The following is a 13,134-nucleotide window of genomic DNA, read 5'->3' on the forward strand; positions in this document are numbered from 1 at the left end:
CCGCGTCCTAGACTGCCGCGCGCTGCTGCGGAGCGGCGACGTCGGCCAGTACCCGGGAGAGGACGGCCTCAGGGGTGGCCCCGGAGAACTCGGCCTCGGGGTCCATGACGAAGCGGTGGGTCCAGACCACCGCCGCGAGGTCCTTGATGTCGTCCGGCAGGACGAAATTGCGCCCCTGGCCCGCCGCCCAGACCTTGGCTGCCCGGACCATGGCCAGCGCGCCGCGGACGGAAACGCCGAGGCGGGTCTCCGGGGCATTGCGCGTCTCCTCGCAGAGCCGGGAGATGTACTCGAGCACCGCGGTGTCCACGTGGGTGGTTGCGGCGAGGTCGGCCATGTCCGCCACTGCCTGGGTGGTGATGACCGGCTGCAGGCCCTTGGAGCGGTCCCTGAGGTTGGTGCCGCCCAACAGCTGGACCGTGGAGGCGTGGTCCGGGTACCCGATGGAGGTCTTGATGAGGAAGCGGTCCAGCTGTGCCTCGGGCAGCCGGTAGGTGCCGGCCTGCTCGATCGGGTTCTGGGTGGCCATCACCATGAACGGGCGGCCGGCCTCGTAGGTGGTGCCGTCCACCGTAACGCGGGATTCCTCCATGACCTCAAGCAGCGCCGACTGGGTCTTGGGCGATGCGCGGTTGATCTCGTCGGCAAGGACGATGTTGCTGAAGACCGGGCCCTTGTGGAACTCGAACTTCTGCGTTTTCTGGTCGTAGATGGTCACGCCCGTCACGTCCGAGGGCAGCAGGTCCGGGGTGAACTGGATACGGTTGTTGGATCCCTTGACAGTCGCTGCCAGGGCGCGAGCCAGCGACGTCTTACCGGTCCCTGGGGCGTCCTCGAACAGGACATGCCCCTCGGCGAGCATGGCTGTGAAGGTCAGGCGGATGACGTGAGCCTTGCCCAGAACCGCCTGCCCCACGTTGGCCACGAGCTTCTCAAAGGTGGCTGCAAACCACTCGGCCTGCTCGGTTGTCATGGTCATGTGTCGGTCCTCTTCCATCCGGCCTGCACTTGCAAGCTAAATCCGTGATGCTTCATGTGTCCTGCGTGGCTCGAGGGATCAGCACTGGCCCACGCCGGGGCCTCTGACGTCCACCGTGATGCCTTTGACGTACCAGCCGGAGTGCGGGCCGCCGTTCATCTTGTACCACCGGCCGTTGTTGTTGTAGATGTCGGCCCAGCAGGGTGTGGCGATCCAGCCGTCCGAATAGGACACCCAGTTGGCGTCGCTCCCGCCGCAGCTGCGGGTTGCGGCGTTGTACCGGTCCGGGACGCCTGGCTTGCCGGGGCAGCTGTTGTTGTCGCTTCTCTTGACCCTGACCTCAGTCAGCGGAGGTGCGGGATCGGCCCCCGAAGTGGAGGCTGCGGTGTCGGCCGCGCCGCAGTCCTTGATCCCGTTGGTGCCGTTGCAGGCGCGGACCGCCAGTGTATGCCGCTGGCCCCAGCCGCCGCCGGAGTGGTTGTACTGCCGGGTCAGGCCGACGGACTTGAAGCCGGTGCCGTCATAGTTGACCTCATAGCGGTTGATGGGCCGCCCGTTGTTGTTGGGTGCGCTCCATGTCCAGTGCACCTGGGGGTCTCCCTTGGCAGACGTCTCGCCGGAAACCGCCGGCGTGGCGGGCGGGCCGTACGGCACTGCTGATCCAATCGCCTTGGCGTCCCCGGACACGTTGTTCTTAGTGGACGTGGCGATGATGTTGACTGTCACGTTCCTGCCGTTGGGCTGGTTCGTGATGGTTCCTCCGCCGGCGGCAATGGGCCCTGAGCCGTAGGCGGTGGACCAGCGGTAGCGGATTTCATCGGCTTGGGAGCCGTTGCGCTGGGCTTCGGTCAGCGGCGTGAACGTCACGTCCAGCTGTCCGCTGTTTCCCGGCGCGCGCACGCTGCCGCTGTTGGCCGTGCCCGGCTTTCCTGCAGCGCGTATGGCCGCCGACTGGGCGCTGGTCCCGGACGTTCCCGCTTTGTTGGTGGCCGACACAGTGAAGGTGTAGTCGGTTTCGGAGTTTGCCACCGAAACGTTCAGGGACGTTCCGGAAGCCACCTGCTGGCTCTTGACCGCGGTCCCTCCGCGCAGTGTTGTCAGCGTGTAGGCGGACACGGCGTCGCCGTTGTTGTTTGGCGCGGTCCAGTTCACCTGCAGCTGGCTCTGGTTGCCCACGGAGCCGGCGCCGGAAACTGTCGGCGCGGCCGGTGTCACGGGGACTCCGGCTGGGGTTTCCGCGGCGGAGTAGGGGCTCCATTCGGAAGGGTCCTTGGCGTCGTTCTTGGCCAGGACGCGCACTTTGTAGGCAACGCCGTTCTGGAGGCCCTTCCAGACGTAGGTCGCGGCCGTGAGGTTCTGGATCTGCGCATTCTGCCCGGCGGGCGCCGGCGAAATCTCGAGGTCGTAGGACTTGACCGGCGAGCCCTTGCTGGCCGGCGCCTTCCACGTGATGGTGAGCTGCTTGTCGCCAAACTTCATCGCGGGAGCAAGAGGGGTGTCGGGCTTGACGTCGGGGCGGACCTCAGCCGAGACCGGCGAACGATCGGAGTCGCCGAAGTCGTTCGTGGCCGTGACCTGGAAGTGGTATTTGGTGTTGTTCACCAGGTTGTTCAAAGTGCACGAGTTGGCCGGGCAATCCTGCCGGTAGCCGCCCTCGCCATAGACCGTGTACTTGGTGATGGGTGAACCGCGGTCCGCGGGTGCGGTCCAGTTCAGCAGGGCGGTCTGGTCACCGACACTTTGCGCCTGCGGCGTGGTGGGCGCAAGCGGCTTGTCCTTGACAGTCAGCCGGATCCGGGCCGTGGCGTAGCGGGAGGCTTCGTCGGTCTTATCCGCCACGGTGTAGGACACAATGAGCGTTCCGGAAAAACCGGCCGACGGCGTGACCGTCACCGAGTCCCCCGAGGTGGCCGCCGAGCCCTGGCCGGTTTCGGTCGCCACGCCAATGATCTTGAGGGGCACGTCCGGGAAGGGGTTGGAGTCGTTCGCCAGCACCTTCACAGTCACGGGCTTGCCGGCCGCCGCATCGGCCTCGATGTCGTCGTTGGCCACCGCCTTGGCGCGGTTGGAGGCAGTGACAGAGAGGCGGAACGTTGCGACGGCTTCGAGCCCGCGCGGGTCCTTCGCCTTGACCTGCACAGAGCCAGCCTCGCCCGGACGCACCCCGTCCCTCGCCGAGACCTTCAGGGATGCGCCGTCAATGTCCGCGCTGAAGCCCTGCGGCACCGCGCCGAGGACTTCGTACTTCATGTTCGGCACGTCGTCCCGGTCCGGGTCGGAGGTCAGCCCGGCCAGGTCTGTGCGCGCTGAGTCGCCCTGCGGGACGTCGACGGCTCCGCCCAGCAGGGCAGGCGGGTTGTTTCGGTTCGGATCAGGCAGGACCTTGGTCCGGATGCTCAGGGTGGACTTCAGGCCGGCAGGATCATCAGGGCCAGAGCCGTCCGTGACTTCAAAGCTGATGGACCCCGGGCCCACGTAATCCTTGCCTGCGGTGTACTTGACTGCGGTGCCGTTGCCTGCCACGGGGTCGCTGCCGTCCGCCCCGATGAGCTTGATCCGGTCGGTCTGGGTCAGGCGGGGTGAACGGCCTTCCCGGACTTTCACCCACTCCGCCAGGTTTGCCGTGACGGACTGGCCGGCAATGACCTCCAGGACGTCGTCCTTGGCGAGGGTCGGGACCTGCTGCCCGATGCCCGGCACCCAGATAATCGCGGTGGACTTCTTGCCGTCAACGTCCTCGACGCTGTACGGCACCAACTGCGGCTGCTCGGTCAGTTCGACGATCATGTTGCCGTCCTTGCCCGGGCGGGCGGTTTCGCTCCCGCTGGTGACCTTTAGGTTCTCACCGACGCCATCCGGGTCTTCGTCGTTTTTCAGCACAGGGACGTCGACGGCGGTTTTGCCCAGGGTCTGGGCAGACGTCACCCGGTCATCCCTGGCGATGGGCGCCTGGAGCGGGACCTTGCTGTCCACTTGCATGGTGATGGCCGCCTGCGCAGAGGCGCCGCGCTCGTCGGCGACGGTGTAGCGGACGTTGACGGTGCCCTCAGCTGCGGGTGCCTGCAGGAGAATGCGGCCGCTTTGCTTGCTGACTTCGGCCTTGAGTGCGGCGTCCGCCTCGATGCCGTCGCCCAGGATGCGGATCAGGTCGCCGTCGGGGTCGGTGTCGTTGCTGGCGGCGTCAACGGCGATCTGCCGGCCGGGGCGGACTTTGACCTCATCGTCCACGGGCGTGGGCTTCTGGTTGGTATCGCCCCGCGGCGCGATGCCCACGGTCACGGTGCCCGTGTTCACGGCCCCCTGCCGGTCCACCACCTTGTAGCGGAAGGAATCTGTCCCGCCGCCGTCTCCGGCTGCGACAAAGTCGATGAAGTTGCTTCCGGCCGTCGCGGTGCCCATGCCGGGCGTGCTGTCGATGCCGGTGAGCTGGACGGAGTCGCCGTCGGGGTCTATGCCGTCCAGCGGCACCGGGATGCGCACGGTGCCTGCGGCGACTACGCGGGCTGTCACGTTCCTGGGCTGCGGACGGGAGTTCTCGGCACCCTCCAGGGGCAGGATGTGGATGGTGACGGCTGCAGCGCTCTTCTGGCCCTGCGGGTCCACGGCGTTGTAGATGGCCCGCACGGTCTTGGGTTGGCTTCCGGCGATGAACCGGAGGGTATTTTCCGACACGAAGCTCTTGCCGTCCTCGGCGGCCACGGGCTGGGGCAGGAGCGGGTCCACGGTCAGTTTTTCGCCCTGCGGATGGGTGTCGTTGTCCAGCACGGGTATGGTGACCACGTCGTTGACGCGGACGTTGACTTCATCGGGTTTGGGCTGCGGCGCCTCCACCACCGCAGGAGCGGGAACCGGGACAACGGAGACGCTGCCTGTGGCGGACGTCCTGCCGTTTGACATGGTGTAGCGGAACAGGAACGGGTCCTTGGCGCCGGCGATGTCGGTGATCCGCAGGACGCTGTGATCGAGCACGCTGACCGACGCGGTGGTATTTTCCGGCAGTGAGACGGATTGCAGCACCAGGACGCCGCCGGACGGATCGGAATCGTTGGCGAGAGGGTCCAGGAGCACACTGCCGCCCACCGGCATGAGGGCGACGTCGTGCACTGCCACGGGCTTTCCCGTGTCCTTGCCTGATTCGACGTCCACCCGGATCAAGCCCTGGCTGCTCTGCGGACCGTTGCTGGCAATGTACGTCAGGTAGACGGGGCCGGGAGTCCGGCTGCGGAAGGTGAAGGTCCCGCCGTCCGTGACGGGGCCGAGTTCCGCGGGCCCGCTGGCCTCCACCTGAGCGAGGCGCAGGGCGCCGCCGTTGGGGTCGACGTCGTTCTTCAGGGGCGCGATGACAAGGTCCTGGCCGACGACGGCGGTCACATGGTCGGCGTTGACGACGGGCGCCAGGGCGCCAGGCGGCTGGACGTTCACCACCACTTTTCCGGTGGTGGTGGCCCGTCCGTCCCACACGGATACCGTGACGCTTTTCTTGCCGGCAGTTGCCCCGGAGTCCTGGAAGGTGAGCAGCCCGTCGCGACGGACCTTCACCTGGTCCTGCTCGTTATCGGCGGTCGCTGACATGAGGACGAGGTCGTCGCCGTCGGGATCCGCCCAGTCCGTGAGGATGTTCTGGCTCACGGTCTTGCCCTGCTCCACGAGCAGGGTGGTGGGATCGCCGCGCTTGAAGGCCGGCGGCCTGTTCTCGTCCGGGCCCACCACGTTCAGCGTGACCTTGCCGCCGGCAGACAGCCCGCGGCCGTCGGCCGCGCTGTAGTCGAAGGCCTCCGTCCCGGGTGCAGCGTCGGCGGGGACGGTGATCTGGAACGCTGATCCGCCGTAGATGCTTTCGAGGCTCCCCGATTTTGGGCTCTCGTTCCCCACGGAGGCGGTGAGGACGTCGCCGTCGGGGTCGGAGTCGTTGTCCAGCACGCTCAGGACGGTGGTGCGGCCGGGCCGTACGCCGACGGCGTCGGATTTGGTTACCGGGGGACGGTTCGGTTTGGTGCGGTCCGGCAGGATGTTGATGGTGTTGTTGTCCGCGGATTCCTCGTCCTGGTCATCGGATTGGTTCTTCGGCGGAACCACATCGTCCCAGTTGTTGACCAGCTGCATGTTCTGGTTGACCAGCCAGACGTTCCCGGAATTGACGTCGTTGAGCACCACGACGTCACGGTTGACGCGGAACACGTAGCTTGGCGACGCGCTGGCCTTGGGGACCGCCACGTTTTTGTCGTCCGAGTCGTTGGCGCAGTCGCGGACATACTTGTTTGCACCGGACCAGGCGGCGTGCACGCAGCCGCCAAGTTGCACGGGGGCAGCGGGAACGCCCTGCCCGCCAAAGGTGACGGTCTTCGCCGTCGAGCCGTCCAGCGGCTGCTTCAGCAGCGCCTTGGGAGTGGCCAAGGCCACGGACTCCGACGCCGGACCGGACTGCTGGAGCTTCGCGTCCCGCGCGTCCGGCAAAGCCACCTCGCGGCCGCCCGGAAGGAACAGCCGGCCGGCGGCGGCATCCAGGGCCACCGGCTGGTCCCCCACCACAGCAAGCTGGAGATCGCCCGCGCCCTTCAGTCCGTTCCACGTGCTGGACTGGGTATCGGTGGGTTGGCCGTTGGAGTTCACGGCGGTGACCGTCACCTGCCCGGTTTTGGGATCCGCGGAATAGACCCTGTCATCGGACCCGACGGCGGACACCAGCCCCTGCGAGCCCGCCACCGCCGGATCGCTGGACTCCTCATCGAAGGCATTGACGGTTGACGGCGACATCGCCCACATCTTGCCGGCGGCGGGGTCCGTGACGGAGATGACCTCTGTGCCGAAGCTGACCTGCGCAGAGCCCGGAAGCTTTTTGTCCCCGCCCAGCCGCATGTTGGCCGCAGAAACCTGGTTCAGGGTTGAGCCCGACGCGTCATCAACAAACACTTTGCCGGCGTTCTGCAGGACGTCGAACGTGGTGCTGGCCGGGGTCACGGCTCCGTCCAGGACGCGTGACGGGTAGTTCAGCCGGCCCACGGCGTTACGGGCCTTGCTGACCACCCATACGCCGCCGTCGTTCAGGTCCACCTCGGTGGTTTTGAAGCCAGGGTAGATGACGGCGCCGGCCACGAGGGCTGCTGCGGCCGCGGAAAAAACGGTACCGGTGATGAGCTTGTTGCGGCGGTTCCTGAGCCCCAGCCTGCCGAACAAAGTTGACACAGCGTTATTATTCCCCCGAAATCACAGCCGCCTGAGTGCAGCCTGCGGGCCCCTGGTGAACACCAGAGGCCGTGACATTCCGCCACTCCCCCATAGAGACGCCGGAACAATTCTGAGTTTCGACTATTACATGGGCGCTGGCGGCTTGTCCAAGGAAAGCCCGGTGCGGGGCTCTCCGTTACCCGGCAAGCCTACCCACGGGCGCTGCGATCCGCGATGGGGAGGGCTGCCCACTGGCCTCAGTCCAGGACCAGGCCCTTGCCCTGGCCCCGTGCCAGCATCACGGGCTGGATCTCGCCGAAGCCGCGGACGTTCTCCGCTTCCTTGGGGAGGAGGACAAAGCGCTCGTCCCGGTCGAGGGCGGCGGCGGTCATGGAGTCCACCAGCACAGTGCCCGGATCAGCCAGCGTCGTCAGGCGCGCGGCAAGGTTGACTGTGGGCCCGTAGATGTCGCCCAGACGGGACAGAATCCGTCCCCACACCATCGCAACCCGGGCCTCGGGAAGGATTTCGTCCCTGGTGAAGGCCTCAGCCAACGCCAGTGAGATCTCCGCGCCGGCCGCGGGGGTCTCGGCGATGTAGAGCACTTCGTCGCCCACGGTCTTCACAAGCCGGCCGCCGCCTACGGAGATGATCTCGGCGCATTTGTTTTCAAACCGCTGCACCAGCTTGGCCAGGGTTTTTTCGTTCATCCGGCGGGAAAGGCTTGTGTAGGACACCAGGTCGGCGAAGCCCACGGCCCGCGCCAGGGGCAGCGGAGCGTCGTCCTCGTCCCCTTCGCGGCCTTCCTCACTGGCTTGAAGCCCGGCCTCGGCCCGGACGGCCAGTCGCTGGACCGCCGCGTTAAGCTGGCGCCGCCACGAGTAGACGAGCATCTCCTCAAGCGGGTCCACAAGCGCGGGAAGCTCGTTCACGAGGCGCTTGCGGGCCATGGCGTCCGTGACGCCCTGCTCATGGACCATGTCCTCCACGAGTGCCTCGATCTGCCAGACCACCATCCGGTCGGTCATCTGGCCGATGGCGCGTGTGACGGAAATGGCTGCCTCTTCGGTGAGCTTGCCGGTGCGGACAAGGTCCACCACGGTATTCAGGGCGGCCTGGTCGCGTTCGGTGAAGGCAACGTCATCGTCACCGAGGTTGGGGAACCCGAGGGCGCGCCACAGCTTCCGCGCCGACAGCAGCGAGAGTCCGGCACCACCGGCCACTTCGCGGCGGCGCAGCTTGCGCTCACCGCCGAGCAGCCTGGTCTCCAGGGCCTTCATGGCTATCCGCTCGGCGGACATGGTTCCGGTGGGAGGAGACCCGACGGCGGCATCGGTCACCTCGCCGGCACCCTGTCCCTGGCTCATGCGCTGATCCTCATCGCTCATCTCTTCCACCTTCTCTCACATCCCGCGGAAACCCGGCGTCGGACTCGTCCGCCGCGTGACCCCATTCAAAAAACTCTTCGTTCGGAAGCTCGTCCAGCGCGTCCAGTACGAACCTGTGAAACGTGGCCACTTCCGGCACATCCCGGAGCACGGCGCTGAATTGGTGCCCGGCATCCAAGGATATAGTCCCCGAGCGCAACATCCGCTGGAGCACGGTCTGGGTGACCGTGACATTACGCACCGACGCCAGGAACACCTGCTGGTCGCGCCGGCGGAGCATGCCGTAGCGCGCCAGTATCCTCCGGTTCGTCAGGAAGTAGCGCGTGCCCTGCCACCGCAGCAGCCGCGGCAGGCAATAGCCGCACATGGCCCACAGCGCGGCGAGCACACATCCGGTCACCAGCCAGAAGGTCCAGTCGGCGGAAACCACCGGAAGCAAGCTCCGCAGCCCGCCCCGGATGATCCAGGCGCTGGCGAAGGCGGCGAGCGCCGGGACGAGAATGAACACCACCGCCGGCATGAACAGCATCCTGGGCTGCGGGCGGGTCACGACTATGACCTGCTCCCCCGGCAGAAGGTCTTTACGCATTGCCGCTTTCCGTGGACGCCCCCGGCGGGGACCAGGGACGCAGGTGGACCACGTCGCCGGCCGTCACCACATGCTCGTGGGCCGAGGCGTCCACCACCAGGAGGGAGCCGGAGTCGTCGAGCCGGGACGCATGCCCGGTGATTTCGTGGTCGCCGGGGAGGTGCGCGCGCACCTGCTGGCCCAGCGTCACCATGACGGCTTCAACCCGCTTGTGGAGTGAGGGACCGCCGGCGAGACCGGCTGTGGGGTCGCCGTCGGCGTTGCAGAAACTGCGGTAGAGCGTGCAGAAGCGGGACAGGTAGCTTTTCAGGAGTGCGGTGCGGTCCACTGTCCCGGCACGTTCAAGCTGAACCGAGGTGGCGGTGGGGACCGGCAGTTCCGGCTCGGTCAGGGTGACGTTCAGCCCGGTGCCCAGGATCACAGGGGGCACGGAGCCGTCCCCCATCGGACCGAGCTGGGCCAGGATGCCGGCGATCTTCTTGCCCCGGACCAGGACGTCGTTGGGCCATTTGAGTTCAGCCCGCAGCCCGGCAGTCTCCAGCAGTGCGTCCCGGAGCGCGAGGGCGGCCAGGAGCGAGAGCCAGGAGTAGGTCTGTGTGGGCAGCGGCCGGCCGTCCGCGTTGACGGGTCGAAGGACGATCGAGACCAGGACTGAGCTGCGCGCGGGCGCCTCCCAGATGCGGTCCAGCCTCCCGCGGGCGGCCGTCTGGTGCTCGGCGGTGAGGACGGCAAGGTCCTGCCACGCCTTGGGCTCGACGGTGACGGCGCGCAGGAGGTCGGCGTTGGTGGAGCCGGTGGTGTCCACCACCTGCAGCTGGGAGATGCCGTGTGCGGACAGGAATTCCACGCTGGACAGGGCATCCCGGTCCAGGGCCGGGCGCTCCGGCAGCCCCTTCGCTCCGGTCAGGTTTTCCTGCGCTTCAGGGCTTTCGTCAGGGCGTGCGGCATCCATAGTTGCATCCTATCGAGTTGCCGGGCCGGAGCGGCCGATCCGGGGCAGCGGCCAGGGAAATCAGAGGAAGATGTCAGGAACCAGCCGATCCTCGGCGGCGCCCAGGCTGTAGGGCCGGAAATCAGTCACGCCCGTGGCGGCAAGCACCTGTTCATCCGTGTAGAAGTTCCCCGTTGCCGCGGCGCCCTCCTTGACGTTGCTGCCGGTCAGCACGGCGTGGGCCGCGTCCGCCATGATTTGGGGGCCGCGGGCGGCTTGGACGATCGCCTCCCCTCCCGGCATGTTCCGGATGGCGGCGGTATCAATCAGGGTGCAGGGCCACAGTGAGTTGACGCGGACGCCGTCCGCTTTGAGCTCCTCCGCCAGGCCCAGGGTGGTCAGGCTCATGCCGTACTTGGCCATGGTGTAGGCGAGATGCATGCCTGCCCACTTGGGGTCAAGGTTCAGGGGCGGCGAGAGCGTGAGGATGTGGCCGCCGTCGGATTTTCGCAGCGCAGGCAGGGCCAGCTTGGACAGCAGGAAGGTGCCCCGGACGTTGATGTCCTGCATGAGGTCGTACCGCTTCATGTCCACTGCGTCCGTCTGGGACAGATCAATGGCTGACGCGTTGTTGATCACTATGTCGATCCCGCCAAAGTGTTCGACGGCGGCGGCGACTGCGCGCGCGACGTCGTCGTCATTGCGGACGTCCCCGACCAGGGGAAGAGCCTTTCCGCCGGCGGCTTCCACCTCCCCGGCGGCGCTGAAGACAGTGCCCTGGAGTTTCGCGTGGGGCTCGCCGGTCTTGGCCAGCAGCACCACGTTGGCACCGTCGCGCGCCGCGCGCAGCGCGATCGCCAGGCCTATGCCGCGGCTCCCGCCGGACATCAGAATGGTGCGGCCCTGAAGCGAACCGGCGGCTTGGTAGGGCGTTGCAGTGGGAGGAAAAGCATCATCGCTTGAAGTCATAGGGACACTCTAGCCGCATTATGTTACCGGCGAGTAACATGCATGTCCCCGCCGCCGCCACGGACGAAAATTGTAGGATCCCTACAGCGGCCTGCGCAATAAGCGTCACTAGACTAGCCATCAGGGCCTTTGATTTGTACGGAAGCTACTTAACGGAGTTTCTCACCATCGCAACAGGTGCCCGCGTTACGCTGCTACAGCACCGATCAGCTACAGAGCCGGAGACACTTCATGAGCCACGATCTGACCACGACGGCGGGAAAGATTGCCGATTTCCGCGACCGCCAGGCCAGCGCAGAGCAGCCCTCCGGCCCGGAAGCGATCGAGAAGCAGCATGCCCGCGGCAAGAACACCGCCCGCGAGCGCATCGACCTGCTCGTGGACGCCGGCTCCTTCGTCGAGTTCGATGCCCTGGCCGTGCACCGCTCCACAGCGTTCGGCATGGAAAAGAAGAAGCCGCTGGGCGACGGCGTCGTGTCCGGCTACGGCACCGTGGACGGACGCCTTGTGGCGCTCTACAGCCAGGACTTCAGCGTCTACGGCGGTTCGCTGAGCCAGGTTAACGGCGAAAAGATTGTCAAGGTCCAGGAGTTCGCGCTGCGCAACGGCTGCCCGGTGGTGGGCATCAACGACGGCGGCGGCGCCCGCATCCAGGAGGGTGTGGCCTCGCTGGCGATGTTCGCGGACATCTTCCGCAACAACGTGCACGCCTCCGGCGTCGTCCCGCAGATCTCCCTCATCATGGGCCCCTGCGCCGGCGGCGCCGCGTACTCCCCCGCCCTCACCGACTATGTGGTGATGGTGGACAAGACCTCCCACATGTTCATCACCGGCCCCGACGTCATCAAGACCGTCACCGGCGAGGATGTGGACATGGAGACGCTGGGCGGCGCCCGGCAGCACAATGCGACCACGGGCACCTCCACCTACCTGGCGTCGGATGAAGCCGATGCGATCGAGTTCGTCCGGGAACTGCTGGACTTCCTGCCCTCCAACAACCTTTCCGAGGCTCCCGTCCTGGAGCACCAGCAGGACCTGGAGCTCGACGACGACGACCTCGCCCTGGACACGCTGATCCCGGACTCGGCGAACCAGCCGTACGACATGCGCAAAGTCATCGAGCAGATCGTCGATGACGCCCACTTCCTGGAGATGCAGTCCCTGTACGCCCCGAACGTGATCATCGGCTACGGCCGGGTCGAAGGCCACACTGTCGGCATCGTGGCCAACCAGCCCATGCAGTTCGCAGGCACGTTGGACATCTCGGCCTCCGAGAAGGCAGCACGCTTTGTGCGGCACTGCGACGCCTTCAACATTCCCATCATCACCCTCGTGGACGTGCCGGGCTTCCTGCCGGGCAAGGACCAGGAGTTCCAGGGCATCATCCGCCGCGGCGCCAAACTCCTGTACGCCTACGCCGAGGCCACGGTGCCCAAGCTCACCGTGATCACGCGGAAGGCCTACGGCGGCGCCTACATCGTGATGGGCTCCAAGAAGCTCGGCGCCGACCTCAACCTCGCCTGGCCCACTGCCCAGATCGGCGTCATGGGCGCTCAGGGTGCCGTCAACATCCTCTACCGGCGCGAGCTCGCCGCCGTCGCCGAGGCGGGCGGGGACGTTGAGGCCAGGCGCGCCGACGTCATCCGGCAGTACGAGGAGGAGCTGCTCAACCCGTACCAAGCTGCGGAACTCGGTTATCTTGACGCGGTCATCGCCCCGTCGGACACCCGGCTGCAGATTATCAAGGGACTCCGGGCGCTCCGCGACAAGCGCGCCAGCCTCCCCACCAAGAAGCACGGAAACATCCCGCTGTGACCCCGGCAACCGATCCATCGGAAATTCCGGCCGCAAAGCGGTCGGTTGAGCCCGTCGAAACCGCGGCGCCCGAAACCCCGCTCTTCTCGGTCGTCAAGGGAGAACCGACGCCCGAGGAGCTGGCGGCGCTGACCGCCGTCGTCCTTTCCATCGGCTCAGCCGAGACGGCCGATTCCACGAAGCCAAGCGTTCGCCACTGGGTGCGCCGGGAGCAGCTGCGGCTGGCGCCGACACCCGGTCCGGGCGCCTGGAAGCGAAGCCGGGGCTAGCCCCCGCAAAGTTCAGTAAGTCTTTCATA

8 protein-coding genes are annotated in these 13,134 nt (G+C 66.7%); 2 read left to right on the top strand and 6 right to left on the bottom strand.

The window, feature by feature from the left end:
* Nucleotides 1-7: 7 nt before the first annotated feature.
* The 6 genes from AC1DD3_RS03265 to AC1DD3_RS03290 all read right to left on the bottom strand — a co-directional run bounded on the left by AC1DD3_RS03265 (nucleotide 8) and on the right by AC1DD3_RS03290 (nucleotide 11,021).
* Nucleotides 8-979 carry an AAA family ATPase gene (locus AC1DD3_RS03265; RefSeq protein WP_476880924.1) on the bottom strand — a complete coding sequence of 324 codons (972 nt, stop codon included), beginning with the start codon at nucleotides 977-979 and terminating at the stop codon, nucleotides 8-10.
* 78 nt (nucleotides 980-1,057) lie between these two features.
* Complete coding sequence (locus AC1DD3_RS03270; RefSeq protein ID WP_476880925.1) at nucleotides 1,058-7,162, bottom strand: Ig-like domain-containing protein; 6,105 nt, start codon at nucleotides 7,160-7,162, stop codon at nucleotides 1,058-1,060.
* Nucleotides 7,163-7,401: 239 nt separating this feature from the next.
* Nucleotides 7,402-8,511: an adenylate/guanylate cyclase domain-containing protein gene (locus tag AC1DD3_RS03275; protein ID WP_230119924.1), complete on the bottom strand. Its 1,110-nt coding sequence runs from the start codon at nucleotides 8,509-8,511 to the stop codon at nucleotides 7,402-7,404.
* 10 nt (nucleotides 8,512-8,521) lie between these two features.
* On the bottom strand, nucleotides 8,522-9,121 hold the full coding sequence (locus AC1DD3_RS03280) for a PH domain-containing protein (protein ID WP_476880926.1): 600 nt from the start codon (nucleotides 9,119-9,121) through the stop codon (nucleotides 8,522-8,524).
* A complete protein-coding gene (locus tag AC1DD3_RS03285; protein WP_230119911.1) occupies nucleotides 9,114-10,073 on the bottom strand; it encodes a biotin--[acetyl-CoA-carboxylase] ligase in 960 nt (319 codons plus the stop codon). The genes AC1DD3_RS03280 and AC1DD3_RS03285 overlap by 8 nt, the downstream gene beginning before the upstream one ends.
* A gap of 60 nt (nucleotides 10,074-10,133) precedes the next feature.
* Nucleotides 10,134-11,021 (bottom strand): SDR family oxidoreductase, encoded by an 888-nt coding sequence (locus tag AC1DD3_RS03290; RefSeq protein ID WP_476880927.1) that lies wholly within the window; start codon nucleotides 11,019-11,021, stop codon nucleotides 10,134-10,136.
* A 231-nt stretch (nucleotides 11,022-11,252) separates the two neighbouring features.
* Between AC1DD3_RS03290 and AC1DD3_RS03295 the strand changes: the two genes are divergently transcribed.
* Both AC1DD3_RS03295 and AC1DD3_RS03300 read left to right on the top strand, forming a co-directional pair.
* Nucleotides 11,253-12,836, top strand: coding sequence for an acyl-CoA carboxylase subunit beta (locus AC1DD3_RS03295; RefSeq protein WP_476874937.1), 1,584 nt, complete (start codon nucleotides 11,253-11,255; stop codon nucleotides 12,834-12,836).
* Between the two features lie 23 nt (nucleotides 12,837-12,859).
* Nucleotides 12,860-13,105, top strand: coding sequence for an acyl-CoA carboxylase subunit epsilon (locus AC1DD3_RS03300; protein ID WP_476880995.1), 246 nt, complete (start codon nucleotides 12,860-12,862; stop codon nucleotides 13,103-13,105).
* Nucleotides 13,106-13,134 lie beyond the last annotated feature (29 nt).

Source organism: Arthrobacter sp. 05T444, from assembly GCF_056395905.1.